Raw genomic sequence first — 18,415 nt, 5'->3', positions numbered from 1 at the left:
GGGGCGGACCGGTCCGTCGGAGGGGACCGGCCCGCCCACTTCGGAGCACCCGGGTGCTCCGCCTCCAGGTGTCCCCGGGCGGTCCCCGGGTGCTCCCCCGGGTATTCCGGGGCGAACCGAACACCGGCCCACCGCGTCTGACCAGGTATGACCGCTTCCGACACGCCTTCCGGCACCTCTTCCGACCAGGGACCCTCCGCCGCTTCCCGGCTCCACCGTCTGCGGCCCCGGATGCCCCGTACCCAGCGCGGGCGGCGTTGGCTGGTGCGATCGGTCATGCTCCTCTGTGTCCTGGGACTCCTCCCGGCGACCTGGGTGCACCGGGTCGCCGACCGCCATGTCCACTCGGTGGCCGAGGTACCCGCCCAGGAGGTGGCCGTGGTCTTCGGCGCGGGGCTCTGGGACGGCAGACCCACGCCGTATCTGGCCCACCGGCTGGATACGGCGGCGGAGCTGTACCACCGGGGCAAGGCCCGGGTGGTCCTGGTGACCGGGGACAACAGCCGTGCGGAGTACGACGAGCCGGACGCCATGCGGGCCTATCTGATCGAGCGGGGGGTGCCCGAGCGGCGGATCGTCAGCGACTACGCGGGCTTCGACAGCTGGGACTCCTGTGTCCGGGCGAAGAAGATCTTCGGTGTGGACCGGGCGATCCTGGTGAGCCAGGGCTTCCATATCCGGCGGGCGGTGGCACTCTGCCGGGCGGCGGGGGTCGAGTCGTACGGGGTGCCGGTCGCGGAGCCGTTCGACTCCACCTGGATCTACGGCGGGGTGCGGGAGATGGCGGCGGCGGGCAAGGCGGCGCTGGACGCGGTGACCCGGCCCGACCCCCGCTATCTGGGCCGGGAGGAGCGGGGCGTGGCGGAGGCGCTGGGCTCCTGACCGCTCGCGGGGCCCGTTCACGGACCGTCGCGGCGCGGGTCGGTCTCCGGGGCGGGGGTACGGGGAGCGGGGCCACCCGGGCGGCGGCTCGCGCCGCCCACCCGGGCGCGCGACAGTGGCCCCATGGGAATCAACGACGCAAACGGCACCCAGGACGGCGAGACCCTGCTGGCCCGGCACGCCGAGGCGCTGGCGCTCTTCGGGGAGCGGGTCCACGCGGTCCGTGCGGACCAGTGGGACGAGCCGACGCCCTGTTCGGAGTGGTCGGTGCGCGAGCTGGTCAACCACCTCACGGCCGAGCAGCTGTGGGTGCCCGATCTGGTGACGGAGGGGGCGACCGTCGCGGAGGTGGGCGACGCCTTCGACGGCGATGTGCTGGGGAAGCGGCCGGTCGCCGCCTGGGACACGGCGGCCCGGGCCGCCCGGGCCGCCTTCGCGGCCCCGGGGGCGCTGGAGCGGACGGTGTGGCTGTCGTACGGGCAGACCCCGGCGGTGGCCTACTGCGCGCAGATGACCACGGACGCGGTGGTGCACGCCTGGGATCTGTCCCGGGCGATCGGCGCACCGGAGCGGCTGCCGGAGGCGCTGGTGGCGTTCGCACTGGACGAGGTCACCCCGTACGCCGCCGGGCTGTCGGAGTCCGGGCTCTTCGCCCCGCCGATCGAGCCGCCGCCCGGGGACAGCCATCAGGCACGGCTGCTGGCGCTGCTGGGCCGGCGGGCCTGAGGCCGGGCGGGCGGCGACCCGGCGCCCCGGGGGCTCGGCGGCGCCCGGTGGGCAGTGGGCAGTGGGCGGTGGGCCCGTGGTGCTCAGCGGACCGGGCGGGCGAGCCAGTCGCCGCCGGGTATCGGGGTGCCGCCGCGCAGGGCGGCGGCCGGGCCGGGGGCGGTGAGGTAGACCCAGGCGCGTACGGGAGTGCCATCGGCCCGGCGGACCTCCCGGGTGACCCGTTCATAGAGGTTGCGGGGGTCCCCGGGGGCGAGGAACTCCTCCAGGGCGTCGAGATCGGCGAGGACCCGCCGGTAGCTTCCCGGGGCGGCGGTCACCAGTTCCCCGGCGACTCCTGTGTCACCCGTCCCACCCGCCTCGGCGGGGCCACCGGGGGCCCCGGGGCGCTCCAGGGCCCAGGGATAGCCGGGGCCCTCGTACAGCACCGCACCCGGCCAGCGTGCGGGCTCCTCGGCGACGGTGCGGCCGAGGAGGTGGCGGGCATGGTTCGCCTCGCCGGGGCGGAGCGTCCCGTACACGAAGAACGGCAGCTCGGGTATCCCCCTCACCCCTCGTTCACCCGCTCCCGCGCACCGGAGGCGGCCGGGGAGGGGGTCGCTGCGGCGGTCCCGGTGGACGGGGCCGTCTCGGCGGCGATCCACTCCAGATAGGCGGCGCTGCCCGCCACCACCCCGGTCGCGATGATCTCCGGGGTGTCATAGGGGTGCGCGGCGATCAGCTGGGCCTCCAGGGCCGGATAGGCGCCCGGGGTGGTCTTGAAGAGGATCCGCCACTCCTGGTCGCTCCTGATCTCCCCCTCCCAGCGGTAGACCGAGGTGACGACCGCGTCGATCTGCGCACACGCGGCCAGCCGGGCCTCGACCGCGCCCCGGGCCAGCTCCCCGGCGCTCTCCGCGCTGTCGGTCGTCGTCAGCACCGTCAGCGCCACCGGTGCGGATGCCGGTGCCGGTGCCGGTACGTGCGCCTGTGCCTGCGCCCGCGCCTCCGTGGATGCGGGTGACGGCGTCGGGCGTGGTGTCGGGTCCCCCATGTCGGCTCCCTCGGTCCCGTGCGTACGGATGGACAGGGGCCCACGGTACGGGCGGCGGCGCCGGTCCCGCGCCACCGCCCCGCTCCCCCCGGGTGCTCAGCCGGTGTACGGACGTACCGCCTTCCCCTCCCGCAGCGCGTGCCCCCACCACGCGAGCTGGTCGAGCATCGCCCCGGCCGCCTTGTCGCTGCCCGCCGGGTCCTTGAGCCGCCCCTCCGCGTCGAACCGCGCGTGCACGTTGTGGAAGGCGACCGTGTCACGGATGGTGACGGCGTGCATCTCGGCGAAGACCTGCCGCAGCTGCTCGACCGCCCGCAGCCCGCTGGACATCCCGCCATAGGCGACAAAGGCGATCGGCTTGGCCCGCCACTCGCTGAAGTGCCAGTCGACGAGGGCCTTCACCGAGGCCGGGAAGGAGTGGTTGTACTCGGGCGTCACCACGACGAACGCGTCCGCCCCGGCGAGCCGGGGGGAGAGCCGCTCCAGGGCGGGCGGCGGGTCGCTGGTGAGCGCGGTCGGCAGCTCCTCCTGGGCGAGGTCGATCAGGTCCACGGAGAACTCCTCGTGCGCCATGGCGTGTTCGAGGAACCAGTTCCCGACGGTGGGGGCGAGGCGGCCCTCCCTGTTGCTGGCGAGGATCACGGCCAGCCGGAGGGGGGACGCCGGGGCAGACGGAGTGCGCGGGGTCTCCCGCGTGCTGAGGTCCATGGGGACGAGACTCCTACCTCAACCAAGATTGAGGTCAAGCGACCGGCCCCGGAACCGGGCTGCGCCGACCGGGGGACGGGGGTCACCCGATCGGCACGGACGTTCACTGATGCGTCGTCACCTTGCCTGACCTGCGGTGATGCAGAAAGTCCAGCGCGACACGCCGATCAAGGACCCATGATCTGACACCTGGTCAGCATGCGGGTGCCCTGTGGTGCGCCTTACCTCTGGTGTGTCGTGACAAGTACCGCTGTCTCCGGAGGGATGCCATGCGCACCACCGTCCACCTGTTGTCCTCGGCCGTATTGGCGGTCGCCACCATAGGACTCGGTGCCCCCGGAGCGCTTGCCGCCCCGGGGGCGCATACGACCTCGGTGACGGGACAGGCGCAGGACGTCTCGGACCCCTACAGCAACAAGAACGAGAACGACTCGGGCTCCGGCCGCCACAGCGAGAACCAGGGCTCCGGCCAGGGTGAGAGCCGTGGTGAGGGCGAGAGCCAGGGTCAGGGCGAGGCCCACAACAACCAGGGCCACAGCCAGAGCCAGGGGCAGCAGTACGAGCAGCCCAGTGGCCATGTGCGGACCGGAGTCGGGGGCAGTGTCGGCCCCGACACCGGGCAGGTCGCGGCGGGGGTGGCCGTCCTGGTCACCGCCGCCGCCGGCGGGACCCTGCTCCTGCGGCGCCGGGCGAGCGGCGCGCTGAGCGGCTGAGGGACGGACGGCCCCGGGGCCGTTGTCCCTGCCCGCCCCGTCCCCCGTTCCCGGAGGATCCAGCCTCCGGGGACGGGGGACCTCCATGCCCCCGGGACCGCCTCATGGACGAGCGCGAGAGAACGCAAGGGACCACAGGCCAACGGCGACGGAGGGGCGATGAGCGACCGGTTCACCGGCTGGTGCCTCGCCCTCGCCGTCTGCACCGGGCTGTGGCTGGTGCACAGCGGCTCCCGGGACATCACCCCGCCCTCCCCCTCCGCCGCCCAGGCGCTCGCCGCCGGACCGCACGCCTGGAGCGACGACGCGGCCGATCCCCTGCCGCCGTCGGCCCCCCGGCGGCTGAGGATCCCGTACATCGATGTGGACACCCCCCTCATGGGGCTCGGGCTCGACCGGCACGGCGGTCTGGAGGTGCCACCGCCCGGCGACCGCAATCTCGCCGGCTGGTACCGCGAGGGCGCCGCCCCGGGGGCGCTGGGCACCGCCATCGTCGCCGGGCATGTCGACAACGCCCGTGGACCCGCCGTCTTCTACGGACTCGGCGCCCTGCGCAAGGGCAACCGCGTCGAGGTGTCCCGCCGGGACGGCCGGACCGCCGTCTTCACCGTCGACGCCATCGAGGTGTACACGGCGGAGGAGTTCCCGGAGGAACGGGTGTACGGCTCCCGGGGCCGCGCCGAGCTACGGGTGATCACCTGCGGCGGGGGGTTCAGCCGGAAGACCGGCTACCGGGGGAATGTCGTCGCCTACGCCCATCTCATCGGGGTGCTCCCGGGTGGCTCCGGAGCCGGAACCGGGGGCACCCGGGCGGGCTGAGCACTCCTGACCGGCCGCCGCTGCGGGCCTTCGGGCCCGGGCTCAGGCCCACTGGTCGAAGGCGAGCTTCGCCACCAGCGCCAGGACCACCGTGAGCAGCACCCCCCGGACGAACCCGCTCCCCTTCCGCAGCGCCATCCGCGCCCCCACCGTGGCGCCCAGCAGGTTGAAGACCGCGAGCACCCCGGCCAGCTGCCAGTAGACCGAACCCTGGGCGGCGAACATCGCCAGCGCCCCGGCGTTGGTGCAGACATTGACGATCTTCGCGGTGGCCGATGCGGTGACCAGGTCGAGGTGGAGCACGGCGGTGAGCGCCAGCACCAGGAAGGTCCCGGTCCCCGGCCCGAACAGCCCGTCGTAGAAGCCGATCCCGCCGCCGACCAGGACGATCGCGGCGATCTTACGGGCCCGGGTCACCTGCTTCCGCCGGTCCTCGTCCAGGGTGCCGAAGCCGGGCCGCAGCAGGACGAAGGCGGCGACGGCCAGCAGGGCCACCATGATCACCGGACGCAGGACCTCACTGCTGATCCCGGCGGCGAAGAACGCCCCGGCCATCGATCCGGTGAGCGCGGCGAGACCGATCCGTACCGCCGTCCGCCTGTCGACCGGGGCCCTGCGCAGATAGGTGACGGCGGCGCCCGCCGTTCCCACGATGGCCACCCCCTTGTTGGTGCCGAGTACATGGGCGGCGGGGGCCTGGGGCAGACCGATCAGCAGCGCGGGGAGCAGCAGGAGTCCGCCCCCGCCCACCACCGCGTCGATCCAGCCGGCCGCCAGGGCGGCGAGGGCGAGCAGAAACAGCGTGGTCAGCGATATGTCAGGCACGAAGGCGACCTTAGATCGTCGGGACGGACGCACGGTCGGGTACGGGGTCAGGACGGGATCGGGTACGGGGTCAGGACGGGATCGGGTACGGGGTCAGGACGGGATCGGGTACGGGGTCAGGACGGGGTCGGGTACGGGGTCAGGACGGGGTCGGGTACGGGGTCAGGCGCGCGGGCGGGTGCCGGAGCGGGTGCCGGTCACCACCGTCGCCCACAGCTCCTCGCACCGCGCGACCCCCGGCTCAAGACCCGCCGCCCGGATGATCCGTACCGCCTCGGCGGCCTGCCGCTCGCCGGTCTCGCAGAGGAACGAGCCCCCCGGGGCCAGCCAGCCGGGCGCCTCCGCAGCGACCCGGCGCAGCACATCGAGTCCGTCCGCGCCGCCGTCGAGGGCGAGGTGGCCCTCGTGGTCCCGGGCCTCGGCCGGGAGCAGCCGGATCTCGGCGGTGGGCACATAGGGCACATTCGCCAGCAGCAGATCGACCCGCCCGCGCAGCCGCCGGGGCAGCGGGGCGCAGAGGTCGCCCTCGTACACCGTCCCGGCCGCCGGTGCGACATTGCGGCGGGCGCACTCCACGGCCGGCGGGTCGATATCGGCCGAGTGCAGTTCGGCCCCGCCGAGTTCGGCGGTGAGCGCCGCGCCGAGCGCGCCCGAGCCACAGCAGAGGTCGACCACCACCGGGGTGCCGGGTAAGCCCCGGGGTGCGAGGGCGGCGGCCCGGTCGACCAGGAAGGCGGTACGGGGACGGGGGACGAAGACACCCGGGTCGACCGCGTACCGGGCGCCCCGGAACTCGGCCCAGCCGAGGACGTGCTCCAGCGGTTCGCCGGAGATCCGCCGGGCGAGCAGCGCGGCGAGCAGGCCGGGGCCGGGCGCTTCGGCGGCGGTGAGCAGCAGCCGGGCCTCCTCCTCGGCGAAGACACAGCCCGCCGCGCGGAGTCCGGCGACGACATCGGCGGGGGAGAGCGGGGACGGAGAGGTCATGGAGTCCTTCGGTCGGCGCGGGGGACGCTCCTGCGGCCGCCTCCTCCGTACCGGTGACGACGGCGACGAGAGGGGCGGTACGGACAGCGGGGGCGTCAGGGAGGACGGAGGCAGCGGCGGAGGCGGCGGGCGGTGCGATGGACGGCGGGCGGCGGCGGCGCGCCCGGACAGCGGCGGCCCCGCCCCGGTGCGGCATGGGCACCTGGGCACACGGGCGCACGGGCGGACCGATGACCACACTATCGACGGGGGCCGGGACCGCCAGCGAATTACCCGGGGATGGCCCGCCCCACCGGTCGGGGGCCGCTGCGGGAACTCACCCGTGGGGCGGTGGCACCCGGCGCGCGGGACTCCTACCCTGTTCGTCCGGTCCGGTCCGGGGCCGGTCCCGGCCCCCGGGGGACCGTGAGAGCACATCCGACGGGTGAGGGCGAGGACGATGACGGGCTGGCGCGGCGGGGCGATGGCGGATCAGCGGGGGCGGACGGCGGTGGTCACCGGCGCCAACAGCGGTATCGGGCTGATCACCGCCCGGGAGCTGGCCCGCAAGGGGGCCGGTGTGGTGCTCGCCTGCCGCAGCCCGGAGCGGGGCCGGGCGGCCCGGGACCGGATCAGGGCGGCGCTGCCCGGTGCCGAGGTGGAGTTCCGTCCGCTGGATCTGGCCGATCTCTCCTCGGTACGGGAGTTCGCGGCGGGGCTCCCGGGTGACCGGCTCGATCTGCTGATCAACAACGCGGGGGTGATGGCGCCGCCCCTGAGGCGTACCGCCGATGGTTTCGAGAGCCAGTTCGGGATCAACCATCTGGGTCACTTCGCCCTCACCGGGCTGCTGCTGCCGAGGCTGCTCGGCACCCCGGGGGCCCGGGTGGTCACGGTCTCCAGCGCCCTGCACCGCCTCGCCGATCTGGACCTGGACGATCCCAACAGCGAGCGCCGGTACCGCCGCTGGATCGCGTACGCCCGTTCCAAGACGGCGAATCTGCTCTTCACCCATGAGCTGGCGCGGCGGCTCGCGGCGGTGGGCTCCGATGTGGTCGCGGCGGCGGCGCACCCGGGGTACGCCTCGACCAATCTCCAGAGCGCCGGGGCCCGGATGGAGGGGCGGCGGCTGACGGAGCGGGTGGTACGGGCCTCCAACGCCCTGTTCGCGCAGTCCCCTTCGGCGGGGGCGCTGCCGACGCTGTACGCGGCGACCGCCCCGGGGGTGGCGCCCGACTCCTTCACCGGTCCCGCCCTGCTGGGTTGGCGCGGCTCCCCCGCCCCGTCCCGGCGGGCCCGCTGGACCCTGGACGACACCTCCGGGGAGCGGCTCTGGGCGGCGTCGGAGGAGCTGACGGGGGTGGTGTACGAGGGGCTTGAGGGCCCCCGTACCACCACGGGCTGACACCTGGCCGGACCCGCTCGCCCGGGAGGGCAGGGATCAGCAGGGCCGGGGTCAGCGGAGCCCGGACGCCTCGAAGACCGCCCGGGCGGTGTCCGCCTCGATACGGCCCATCCGGTCCGCGAGCCCCTGGAGGACGCCGTCCCCGGTCGTCAGCGACCCGTTCGCCCTCGCCCTGCGGGCCCCGAGGGCCAGCTCGTGCCAGAGCAGCGGGTTGCCGGTGAGGGTGACCGGGTCCACCTCGACCCGGCCGCCGCACGCGTCCCGCAGCACGATCCGCTGGGCCACCCCCTCCCGCCGGGCGACCTGGGTCAGCAGATCGGTGCTGACCCTGCGCTCCCGGAACAGCCCCCGGACGGCGAACCAGTGGCGGCCCGCCGTCACCCGGGGCGGGAAGAGGACCACGAAGAGGGTGAGCGCCAGCGCGGTCCACAGCGCGGAGCGGGCCGCGCCGAGTTCGCCCGAGCAGAGGTCCACGACATGGAGCAGGGCGAAGAGGTTCAGGGCGCAGAAGGCGGCGGCCCACAGATCGCGTACCCACCGGTGGTCCTCGGCGAGTACGGGTGAGCGGAGCGGGCCGCCCGGCGCCCCCGCCCGGCCCTCCGCTCCACTCCCACCGGCCCCGCCGTTGTCACTGTCGCTTCTCTCACTCTCCATAGGCGGGAACGGTAGGCCCCCGGCCCCTTCCCTGTCCGCGACACCGGCAACCCCTGACGGGATTTCTCCACACGCGTCAATGTCGCGTGAAGACCGGCCCCATGGGCGCAAGGGACTCGACAACACGGCCCGTCCGGCGGGAAGGGCAGCCTCACGCTGGGGCTGCCCACCCCCCGGGGCGCGGTCCGGCCGTACCGGTCCGCACCCCGGGTCTTCACCATCGAAGGACCCGCACGATGACGACTCTCTCCACGCCGCCCGGGGCTCCCGGCACCGGACCGGGCGGACGGCGCGGATCCGGAGGCCCGCCATCCGAGCCCGTCCCCACCGCCGCGCCCACCCCCGTACCCCTCGCCGCCTCCGGGGCCACCACGGTGCCGGAACCCGGACCCGGACCCGACGCTGGCTCCGACGCCCCGGCCGGCCCGGCCGCCCCGGTGTCGCCGCCCCGTACCGCCGAACGCCACCGGCTCACCGCGCTCCAGGGGCTGGCCGCCCTCTCCCTGGACGCGATGGCGTCGGTGGCGTACGGCCCGGAGGCGATCGTCCTCGTCCTGGCGACGGCGGGCGGTATCGGGCTCGGCTGGACCCTGCCGGTCACCCTGGCCATCGCGGCCCTGCTGGTCGTGCTGGTCGCCTCGTACCGCCAGGTCATCGCCGCCTTCCCGGACGGCGGCGGCTCCTACGCGGTGGCCCGTGCCCATCTGGGCCGGCGCACCGGACTGCTCGCCGCCGCCTCGCTGGTCCTGGACTACGTCCTGAATGTGGCGGTCTCGGTGACGGCGGGCGTGGCGGCGCTCACCTCCGCCTTCCCCGGTCTCCACGACGACCGCCTCTGGCTCTGCCTCGGGGTGCTGGTCCTGGTCACCGGGGTGAACCTGCGCGGGATCGTGGACTCGGCACGGGCGTTCATCGTCCCCACGGCGGTCTTCGTGGGATCGATCCTGACCGTGATCGCGGTCGGGCTGCTGCGGGACGGCCCGGTCTCCACCGAGACCGCCGAGGGCCATGCCGCCGTGATCGGGGAGAACGCCACCACGGTCGGCGCGCTGCTGCTCATCAAGGCGTTCGCGGCCGGCTGCTCGGCGCTGACCGGGGTGGAGGCGGTCGCCAACGCCGTCCCCTCCTTCCGCGCCCCGGCCGCCCGGCGGGCCCAGCGGACCGAGGTGGCGCTCGGCGCGCTGCTCGGGGTGATGCTGATCGGGCTCTCCGTGCTGATCGGCCGGTTCCGGATCCAGCCGGTGGAGGGCGTCACCGTCCTCGCCCAGCTCGCGGAGGCCTCGCTCGGCCACGACTGGCCCTTCTATGTGGTGCAGTTCGCCACCGTGGTGCTGCTGGCGCTCGCCGCGAACACCTCCTTCGGGGGGCTGCCGGTACTGATGTCCCTGCTGGCCCGGGACAACTATCTGCCGCATGTCTTCCGGCTGAAGGCCGACCGGGAGGTGCACCGGCACGGGGTGATCGCCCTGAGCGCCGTCGCCACCCTGCTGCTGCTCTTCTCCGGCGGGGACACCAACACCCTGGTGCCGCTCTTCGCGATCGGTGTCTTCGTCGGCTTCACCGTCTGCCAGACGGGCATGGTGATCCACTGGCGCGCCCGGCGGTCGCCCGGGTGGCGGCCCAGGGCGGTCCTCAACGGTCTGGGCGCGGTGCTGACCGGGGTGAGCGCCGTCGTGGTCACCGCGACCAAGTTCACCGAAGGGGCCTGGCTGATCGTGGTGGCGCTGCCCGCGCTGGTGCTGCTCTTCGAGCGGGTGCACCGGGCGTACGGGCGGATCGACGAGCGGATCGGTCTGGGCCGGATGCCCGAGACTCCGCACCGGGACCGCTCCCTGGTGATCGTCCCGGTGTCGCATCTGTCCCGGCTGACGAGCGAGGCGCTGAACGCCGCCGTCTCCCTGGGCGACGAGGTACGGGCGGTCACCGTCACCCATCAGCACGACGCGGAGGACCGGGAGGCCTCCCGGGCGCTGCGCCGGGACTGGGAGCGGTGGAGTCCGGGGGTGGAGCTGGTGGAGCTGTACTCGGAGCACCGGACGATAGGACGCCCGGTCTCCGAGTATGTCCGCCGGATCTACAAGTACCACCCGAACACCCGGGTGACTGTGCTGATCCCGGAGGTGGAGCCGGACCGGCTGTGGCAGCGGGTGCTCCAGAACCAGCGCGGGGCGGTGCTGGCGCACGCGGTGCGGCGGGACACGGAGGCGGTGATCTGCCGGCTGCGCTTCCGGCTGGGCCCCGATACTGGGGGCGCGCCGAAGTCCCGGAAGCCCTGAGGCGGCCCGGAACGGCCCTGTCCGTCACGGGATCCCCCCGGAGCCGACCATCTGCCGTCATCGCGAGTTGACGCCCTGTCAAACCTGGGGCTCTAGGTTCCCTCGTCGCGCGACCCGTTCCGCCGATCGGTGGCACGGGCCGGTACTTCCCCCGGGAGCGACGCATGGAACGACACAGGGAACGACTCGGAGAGACAGCCGGTGCACGGTACGGAGGACCCGGCGGACGGTCCGGCGGAGGCGGTGACGGGCGGCCCGGCGACGGACGGTCCGGCGGAGGCGGACTGGGGGTGCCCCGGCGCGGGCTGCTCCGTACCGCCGTCGTGGGCATGTCGGCCGCCGCCTTCGGTGGCTCGCTGTGGCGGGGCGCGGCCCACGCGGACCCCGCCCAGCCGGGCCCCGGACCCTATGGCGCGCTCGGCTCCGCCGACAGCAACGGTCTGCGGCTGCCGGGCGGCTTCACCGGCCGGGTGGTCGCCCGTTCCGGAGAGCGGGTCGTGAACTCCTCGTACACCTGGCACAACGCCCCGGACGGCGGGGCCTGCTTCAGGGACGGGGCCGGCTGGGTCTATGTCTCCAACTCGGAGATCGACCCCTCGGGCGGGGCGGGCGCGATCCGCTTCGACTCCTCGGGGACGATCACGGGTGCCCATCGGATCCTGTCGGGGACCCGGCTGAACTGCGCGGGCGGCGCGACCCCCTGGAACACCTGGCTCTCCTGCGAGGAGGTCTCCCGGGGGTATGTGTACGAGACCGATCCCTACGGGGTACGGCCGGCGGTACGGCGGGACGCGCTCGGGCGGTTCAAGCACGAGGCGGCGGCGGCCGATCCGGTACGGCGGGCGGTCTATCTGACGGAGGACGAGTCCAGCGGCTGTCTCTACCGCTTCCTCCCCGCCGTCTGGGGCGATCTGTCCGCCGGGACCCTCCAGGTGCTCACGGCGGGCAGTGCCACCTCGGGCCCGTACAGCTGGACCGATGTCCCGGACCCCGACGGTTCGCCGACGGCGACCCGCTCCCAGGTGGCGGGGGCGAAGAAGTTCAGCGGCGGGGAGGGCTGCCACTACGCCGACGACCGGCTGTGGTTCACCACCAAGGGCGACAACCGGGTGTGGCAGCTGAATCTGCGCGACGACACCTATGAGCTGGCCTATGACGACTCGCTGGTCAGCGGGGGCGCCCCGCTGACCGGCGTCGACAATGTGACGGGCAGCTCCTCGGGCGATCTGTTCGTCGCGGAGGACGGCGGCTCCATGGACATCTGTGTGATCACCCCGGACGGGGTGGTGGCGCCGTTCCTGCGGCTCCAGGGGCAGTCGGGGTCGGAGATCACCGGCCCGGCCTTCGCACCGGACGGCTCCCGGCTGTACTTCTCCAGCCAGCGCGGGACGAGCGGGTCGTCGTCGGGCGGGATCACCTATGAGGTGACGGGCCCCTTCCGCCGCTAGGGAGTGTCTTCCGGATCTTGCTGTACGGGGGTGCCCCAGGGGGTCTCAGCCGCTGACCTCCGCCGGGGCGCCGCCCCGCAGCAGGGCGGCGCCCAGCGGGGTCAGGGTGTGCAGCACCGAATTCCCGTGCCGCAGCGTCAGCACCAGACCCGCGTCCCGGAGCACGGCGGCGTGCTGGCTGGCCGAGGCGAGCGAGACCCCGGCCCGGCGGGCCAGCTCGCTGGTGGTGCAGCCGTACCGGATGGCCTGGAGGACGGCGGAGCGGGTATGGCCCACCAGCCGGCCCAGGGAGGGGCCGAGGCCGCCCGGCGTGCCCTCGCCGAAGGCCGGGTCGGGGGTGTGGGCGACGGGGTAGACCAGGACCGGTGGCAGGGTGACATCCCGGTAGACCACGGGGGTGCCCCGGCAGAAGAGGGAAGGCTGGAGCAGCAGCCCCCGGCCGTCCAGGTGGAGTTCCCGGTCGACGGGGTAGTCGGCCTCCAGGACGGGCGCCCGCCAGCGCAGCACCGGGGGCAGGGTACCGAGCAGTTCCGCCGCGCCCCCGTCGAGGAGGGCGCGGCCCCGTATCGCGCGGTCGGCCTCCACCCGCGCCTGGATGTGTCCCCAGTAGGGCTCGATGGCGGCGCGGTGGTAGCCCCGGAGGACGCAGACCAGCCGGGCGAGCGCCCCGGGGCGCCCCTCGGCGAGCCCGGCGAGCCGGCCGGACCGCTCGGCGGTGCCGTCGGAGCCCCGTTCGGCGGCGCGCTCGGGGAACTTCTCCAGAGCGCCCCGGCCCGCCGGGACCAGGGAGAGTTCGATGTGCATCCGCTCGGGCGGAGTGGCACGGATCACCTCCAGTCCCGCGTCCAGACCGCCACCGGCTCCGGGCGGAGTGAGGAAATCCGGGAAATAGCCCCGGGGTGGCACCAGTGCGGACAGCAGGTTTGTTTCACCATTCAACCGCGCACGGGCTTCCGATCGCCATTCACCGAACATCTGAGCGCGGCGCCGCTCTCTCAATCGGTGAAAACTGAGAATCGTTTCCCACAACACGTCTGGCTTGGCTGCCATTCGTACCCGGGCCAGGTCGTCACCGGTGAAATGGATACGAAGCACGGAACCCCCACTGTTGCACCCGCAATTGCCCCCGATCACTGAGTATGCACTCCATCACAGCCGGTCACCATGGGGTTTCAGCCAGAGTTGAAATGTCTCGCCCGAGTTGGGTGCGAACCGAAAGGCTGTACGGCGTCGGGCAGGTTCCCTCTGTCTCCGATGGATGGACGAAGACCGTGGGGGGCTTCGCACATCCGGCGGCGGGTGACAGAAGGTGCGGCTCCCTGTCCGGCTGGGGTAATGGGGCGCGGCCATGGATGGGGATCCACGGCCGCGCCCCGCCCCTTGTTTTCACAGGCCGAACGGCAGTCGAATTGGGTTATTCAAGATCCTTGCAACAGTGAGTGTGTTCGGCCTCACACTCGTACCGCATGGCCCTCCCGCAAGGCGGATCAAGAGGCAAGGCGATAAATCGACAGGGCCTTTACAGAAGTGCTCCGCAACGCCGGGTGGAATCCCCGGAAACCCCAGGAAGCCACAGGAAGCCCCGGAAACTCACGGGTCGCGGTGGTGGCCGAGCGGCCACCACCGTGGGCAAGGGTCGGCCACCACCGTGGGTGAGGGTCAGCCGCCGCCGTGGGCAAGGGTCAGCCGCCACCGTGGGAGAGGATCACCGCCCGGCCCGCCTCCAGCCGTGCCACCGGGATACGGAACGGCGAGCAGGAGACATAGTCCAGGCCCACCTCATGGAAGAAGTGGACGGATTCCGGGTCGCCGCCGTGCTCCCCGCAGACCCCGAGCTTGAGTCCGGGCCGGGTGGCCCGGCCCGCCACCACCGCGCTCCGCACCAGCGCGCCGACCCCGTCCCGGTCGATGGTCTCGAAGGGTGAGACCCCGAAGATCCCCTTCTCCAGATAGGCGGTGAAGAAGCTGGCCTCCACATCGTCCCGGGAGAACCCCCACACCGTCTGGGTGAGGTCATTGGTGCCGAAGCTGAAGAACTCGGCGGCCTCGGCGATCTGTGCCGCCGTCAGCGCGGCCCGGGGCAGCTCGATCATGGTGCCGAGGGCCAGCCTCAGCTCCACCCCGGTGGCCGCCTCGACCTCGGCGATGACCTGCTCGGCCTCGTCCCGGACGATCTCCAGCTCCTGGACGGTGCCCACCAGCGGGATCATGATCTCGGCGCGCGGGTCGCCCTTGGCGTCCTTCCGGGCCGCCGCCGCCTCGGCGATGGCCCGGACCTGCATGGTGAAGAGCCCCGGGATGACCAGTCCGAGCCGTACCCCGCGCAGCCCCAGCATGGGGTTCTGCTCATGGAGCCGGTGGACGGCCTGGAGGAGCCGCAGATCGTTCTCGTTGTGGTCCTCGCGGGCCTCGGCGAGCGCCACCCGTACCGAGAGTTCGGTGATGTCCGGCAGGAACTCATGGAGCGGCGGGTCCAGGAGGCGCACCGTCACCGGCAGCCCGTCCATCGCCTCGAACAGCTCCACGAAGTCCCGCCGCTGGAGCGGAAGGAGCTGTTCCAGTGCCGAGGAGCGCTGCTCCTCGGTGTCGGCGAGGATCAGCCGCTCCACCATCTCGCGGCGCTCGCCGAGGAACATGTGCTCGGTGCGGCAGAGGCCGATGCCCTGGGCGCCGAAGCGGCGGGCCCGCAGGGCGTCCTCGGCGTTGTCGGCGTTGGCCCGCACCCGCAGCCGGCGTACCCGGTCCGCGTAGGCCATCATCCGGTGGACGGCCACCACCAGTTCATCGGCGTCGTCCGCCCCGGCGTGCATCCGGCCCTCGAAGTACTCGACCACGGGGGAGGGCACCACCGGCACCTCGCCCCGGTAGACCTTGCCGGTGGAGCCGTCGACGGAGATGACATCGCCCTCCTCGATCACCGTGCCGCCGACCGTCATCCGCCGCCGCTTGGTGTCGACGTCCAGTTCCTCGGCGCCGCAGACACAGGTCTTCCCCATGCCCCGGGCCACCACGGCGGCATGCGAGGTCTTGCCGCCGCGCGAGGTGAGGATGCCCTCGGCGGCGATCATCCCGTCCAGGTCGTCGGGGTTGGTCTCCCGGCGGATGAGGATGACCCGCTCACCCGAGCGGGACCACTTGACGGCGGTGTACGAGTCGAAGACCGCCTTGCCGACGGCCGCGCCGGGCGAGGCCGCGATGCCCCGGCCCAGCAGCTCCACGGTGGCGCCCTCGTCGAAGCGGGGGAACATCAGCTGGGCGAGCTGGGCGCCGTTGACCCGCCGCAACGCCTCGGCCTCGTCGATCAGCCCCTGGTCGACGAGTTGGGTGGCGATCCGGAAGGCGGCCCCGGCGGTCCGCTTGCCGACCCGGGTCTGGAGCATCCACAGCTGTCCGCGCTCGATGGTGAACTCGATGTCGCAGAGGTCGAGGTAGTGGTTCTCCAGCGTCTCCATGATCTGCATCAGCCGGTCGTAGGAGGCCTTGTCGATGGTCTCCAGCTCCGCGAGCGGAACGGTGTTGCGGATACCGGCGACCACGTCCTCGCCCTGGGCGTTCTGGAGGTAGTCGCCGTAGACGCCCTGCTGGCCGCTGGCCGGGTCACGGGTGAAGGCGACCCCGGTACCGGAGTCGGGGCCGAGATTGCCGAAGACCATGGAGCAGATGTTGACGGCGGTGCCCAGGTCGTTGGGGATGCGCTCCTGGCGGCGGTAGAGCCGGGCCCGGTCGCCGTTCCAGGAGTCGAAGACCGCCCGGACCGCGAGGTCCATCTGCTCCCGGGGGTCCTGCGGGAAGGCCCGGCCGGCCCGGACGGAGACGATCCCCTTGAACGCGCGGACCAGTTTCCGCAGATCGTCGGCGTCGAGATCGGTGTCCACCCCGACGCCCTTGGCCGCCTTGGCCTCCTCCAGCGCCTCCTCGAAGAGGTCGCCGTCGACCCCCAGCACCGTCTTGCCGAACATCTGGATGAGCCGCCGGTACGAGTCCCAGGCGAAGCGGTCGTCCCCCGCCTGCCGGGCCAGCCCCTCGACCGACTCGTCGGAGAGACCGATGTTGAGGACGGTGTCCATCATCCCGGGCATGGAGAACTTGGCCCCCGAGCGGACGGAGACCAGCAGGGGGTCGTCCGCCTGGCCGAGCCGCTTGCCCATCCGGGTCTCCAGGGCATCGAGGTGCGCACTCACCTCGTCGCGCAGGGCGGCCGGCTCCTCACCGCTGGCGAGATAGACCTTGCACGCCTCCGTGGTGATGGTGAACCCCGGCGGAACGGGCAGCTGAAGGTTGGTCATCTCCGCGAGGTTGGCGCCCTTGCCGCCGAGCAGGTCCTTCAGGTCCCGGTTGCCTTCGGTGAAGTCATAAACGAACTTCTGGCCCGAGTGATCTTTGCTTTCCGACACGGCTCTCGACCTTTCGAGGCTCGGTGGCTGCCCTGACGGCGAGGAACATACCCAGATCGAAGGCGCCTGGGGAGGTCCACTTGGCCGTCATACGGCCGTAACCACTCGTCCGCCAGCGGATCGAAAGCCCGGTCACTCCCCCGGCTCCCGGAGGGATTCCTTCAACCTCTGAAGCCATGCCCACGGAAGGCAACCCGCAGCCCGCGTAGAGCTGACACAGAGTGCCGGATTCATGGAGGGGTGAAGCCAGAAAGGGTGGCACTGGGTGCCACCCTTCCGAAAGATGCATCCACCAAAGATTCGCTCATCTGAGCGCAACCCTTATCAAGGGTGGTGAGAATCACGCACTCCGCGCCGCCCCTCGGACCGGCTGGGGCCGTAGCTCAGCCGCCCGAAGTGTCCAGTTCGGCGTCGGCGCCGACGGCGGAGCAGTCGTACGGGTCCTTCAGCCAGCCGTCCGGGAGCACCACCCGGTTGTTGCCGGAGGTACGGCCGCGCGGCCCGTCCGCCCCCAGCGGCCAGGGCTGGTCGAGTTCGAGCAGCCCCAGTTGCTCGTCCAGCTCGGCCAGCGAGGAGGTGATCGCCAGCCGCTTGCGCATCTCGGAGCCGACCGCGAAGCCCTTGAGGTACCAGGCCACATGCTTACGGAAGTCGATCACCCCGCGCGCCTCGTCGCCGATCCACTCCCCCAGCAGCTCGGCATGGCGCCGCATCACGGCGGCGACCTCCCGCAGCGTCGGCGCGGCGGTGGTGCCGTCGCCCTCGAACGCCGACACCAGATCGCCGAAGAGCCAGGGGCGCCCCAGACAGCCGCGCCCCACGACCACCCCGTCGCACCCGGTCTCCCGCACCATCCGCAGGGCGTCCGCCGCCGACCAGATGTCCCCGTTCCCCAGCACGGGGATCTCGGGGACATGCTCCTTGAGCCGGGCGATGGCCTCCCAGTCGGCCGTGCCGCCGTAGTGCTGGGCGGTGGTGCGGCCGTGCAGGGCGATGGCGGTGACGCCCTCCTCGACCGCGATCCGGCCCGCGTCGAGATAGGTGAGGTGGTCGTCGTCGATGCCCTTGCGCATCTTCATGGTGACCGGCAGCGCTCCGGCGCCCGCGACCGCCTCGCGGAGGATCGCCCGCAGCAGGGGCCGCTTGTACGGCAGCGCGGAGCCACCGCCCTTGCGGGTCACCTTGGGGACCGGGCAGCCGAAGTTGAGATCGATGTGGTCGGCCAGATCCTCGTCCACGATCATCCGGACCGCCTTGCCGACGGTGACCGGGTCCACCCCGTACAGCTGGATCGACCGGGGCGTCTCGCTCGCGTCGAAGTGGATCAGCTGCATGGTCTTCTCATTGCGCTCGACCAGCGCCCGCGTGGTGATCATCTCGCTGACGAAGAGCCCCTTGCCCCGGGAGAACTCCCGGCACAGGGTCCTGAAGGGCGCATTGGTGATCCCGGCCATGGGCGCCAGGACCACCGGCGGCTGGACCGAGTGGGGGCCGATGGCCAGCGTCGGGGCGGGCGTCCGCGCGGGCGGGGGGACGGGGCCGGAGGCGGGGACGAGCGTGGTCATCCGT

The 18,415-nt window shown here is 72.8% G+C and carries 15 protein-coding genes and 1 pseudogene; 7 read left to right on the top strand and 9 right to left on the bottom strand.

Annotated elements, in window-relative coordinates:
* The first annotated feature begins 231 nt into the window (after positions 1 to 231).
* Both ABT354_RS04815 and ABT354_RS04810 read left to right on the top strand, forming a co-directional pair.
* Positions 232 to 882: a SanA/YdcF family protein gene (locus ABT354_RS04815; RefSeq protein WP_351489202.1), complete on the top strand. Its 651-nt coding sequence runs from the start codon at positions 232 to 234 to the stop codon at positions 880 to 882.
* Positions 883 to 1,005: 123 nt separating this feature from the next.
* Positions 1,006 to 1,608: a TIGR03086 family metal-binding protein gene (locus ABT354_RS04810; protein WP_351489020.1), complete on the top strand. Its 603-nt coding sequence runs from the start codon at positions 1,006 to 1,008 to the stop codon at positions 1,606 to 1,608.
* An 83-nt stretch (positions 1,609 to 1,691) separates the two neighbouring features.
* On the opposite strand, the gene ABT354_RS04805 is transcribed toward ABT354_RS04810, so the two are convergent.
* The 3 genes and pseudogenes from ABT354_RS04805 to ABT354_RS04795 form a co-directional block, all read right to left on the bottom strand.
* On the bottom strand, positions 1,692 to 2,159 hold the full coding sequence (locus ABT354_RS04805; protein ID WP_351489018.1) for a gamma-glutamylcyclotransferase family protein: 468 nt from the start codon (positions 2,157 to 2,159) through the stop codon (positions 1,692 to 1,694).
* 68 nt (positions 2,160 to 2,227) lie between these two features.
* Positions 2,228 to 2,539 (bottom strand): annotated as a pseudogene (gene cutA / locus ABT354_RS04800) (divalent-cation tolerance protein CutA); the annotation flags it as partial.
* Between the two features lie 198 nt (positions 2,540 to 2,737).
* Positions 2,738 to 3,349, bottom strand: a complete 612-nt coding sequence (locus ABT354_RS04795) for an NADPH-dependent FMN reductase (protein ID WP_351489015.1) — start codon at positions 3,347 to 3,349, stop codon at positions 2,738 to 2,740.
* Between the two features lie 269 nt (positions 3,350 to 3,618).
* On the opposite strand from ABT354_RS04795, the gene ABT354_RS04790 reads away from it, so the two are divergent.
* Positions 3,619 to 4,062 carry a GVDTG sorting domain-containing protein gene (locus ABT354_RS04790; protein ID WP_351489012.1) on the top strand — a complete coding sequence of 148 codons (444 nt, stop codon included), beginning with the start codon at positions 3,619 to 3,621 and terminating at the stop codon, positions 4,060 to 4,062.
* A 159-nt stretch (positions 4,063 to 4,221) separates the two neighbouring features.
* Entirely contained in the window at positions 4,222 to 4,881 is a 660-nt protein-coding gene (locus ABT354_RS04785; RefSeq protein ID WP_351489010.1) for a class F sortase, read from the top strand.
* 42 nt (positions 4,882 to 4,923) lie between these two features.
* Here ABT354_RS04785 and ABT354_RS04780 read toward each other — a convergent pair whose 3' ends face one another.
* Both ABT354_RS04780 and ABT354_RS04775 read right to left on the bottom strand, forming a co-directional pair.
* The gene (locus tag ABT354_RS04780) at positions 4,924 to 5,706 is read right to left on the bottom strand and encodes a sulfite exporter TauE/SafE family protein (protein ID WP_351489007.1); all 783 of its coding nucleotides are present in this window, start codon (positions 5,704 to 5,706) and stop codon (positions 4,924 to 4,926) included.
* A 162-nt stretch (positions 5,707 to 5,868) separates the two neighbouring features.
* Positions 5,869 to 6,690: a putative protein N(5)-glutamine methyltransferase gene (locus ABT354_RS04775; RefSeq protein ID WP_351489005.1), complete on the bottom strand. Its 822-nt coding sequence runs from the start codon at positions 6,688 to 6,690 to the stop codon at positions 5,869 to 5,871.
* A 439-nt stretch (positions 6,691 to 7,129) separates the two neighbouring features.
* Here ABT354_RS04775 and ABT354_RS04770 point away from each other — a divergent pair, with 439 nt between their 5' ends.
* Positions 7,130 to 8,074: an oxidoreductase gene (locus ABT354_RS04770; RefSeq protein ID WP_351489002.1), complete on the top strand. Its 945-nt coding sequence runs from the start codon at positions 7,130 to 7,132 to the stop codon at positions 8,072 to 8,074.
* Between the two features lie 51 nt (positions 8,075 to 8,125).
* Here ABT354_RS04770 and ABT354_RS04765 read toward each other — a convergent pair whose 3' ends face one another.
* Positions 8,126 to 8,728 carry a hypothetical protein gene (locus ABT354_RS04765; protein WP_351488999.1) on the bottom strand — a complete coding sequence of 201 codons (603 nt, stop codon included), beginning with the start codon at positions 8,726 to 8,728 and terminating at the stop codon, positions 8,126 to 8,128.
* A gap of 236 nt (positions 8,729 to 8,964) precedes the next feature.
* Here ABT354_RS04765 and ABT354_RS04760 point away from each other — a divergent pair, with 236 nt between their 5' ends.
* Complete coding sequence (locus ABT354_RS04760; protein ID WP_351488996.1) at positions 8,965 to 11,004, top strand: APC family permease; 2,040 nt, start codon at positions 8,965 to 8,967, stop codon at positions 11,002 to 11,004.
* Positions 11,005 to 11,294: 290 nt separating this feature from the next.
* Positions 11,295 to 12,452: an alkaline phosphatase PhoX gene (locus ABT354_RS04755; RefSeq protein ID WP_351488993.1), complete on the top strand. Its 1,158-nt coding sequence runs from the start codon at positions 11,295 to 11,297 to the stop codon at positions 12,450 to 12,452.
* A 45-nt stretch (positions 12,453 to 12,497) separates the two neighbouring features.
* On the opposite strand, the gene ABT354_RS04750 is transcribed toward ABT354_RS04755, so the two are convergent.
* From ABT354_RS04750 to dusB, 3 genes are all read right to left on the bottom strand, one after another.
* A complete protein-coding gene (locus ABT354_RS04750; RefSeq protein WP_351488990.1) occupies positions 12,498 to 13,547 on the bottom strand; it encodes an ArsR/SmtB family transcription factor in 1,050 nt (349 codons plus the stop codon).
* Between the two features lie 587 nt (positions 13,548 to 14,134).
* Positions 14,135 to 16,846 carry a pyruvate, phosphate dikinase gene (ppdK, locus tag ABT354_RS04745; protein ID WP_351488987.1) on the bottom strand — a complete coding sequence of 904 codons (2,712 nt, stop codon included), beginning with the start codon at positions 16,844 to 16,846 and terminating at the stop codon, positions 14,135 to 14,137.
* Positions 16,847 to 17,229: 383 nt separating this feature from the next.
* Positions 17,230 to 18,411, bottom strand: a complete 1,182-nt coding sequence (dusB, locus tag ABT354_RS04740; RefSeq protein WP_502983317.1) for a tRNA dihydrouridine synthase DusB — start codon at positions 18,409 to 18,411, stop codon at positions 17,230 to 17,232.
* Positions 18,412 to 18,415: the final 4 nt, after the last annotated feature.

The organism is Streptomyces sp. NPDC000594, from assembly GCF_040299965.1.
GTDB lineage: Bacteria > Actinomycetota > Actinomycetes > Streptomycetales > Streptomycetaceae > Streptomyces.
Note: the sequence above shows the minus strand (reverse complement) of the source record. Positions and strands in the feature narration are given on the sequence as shown.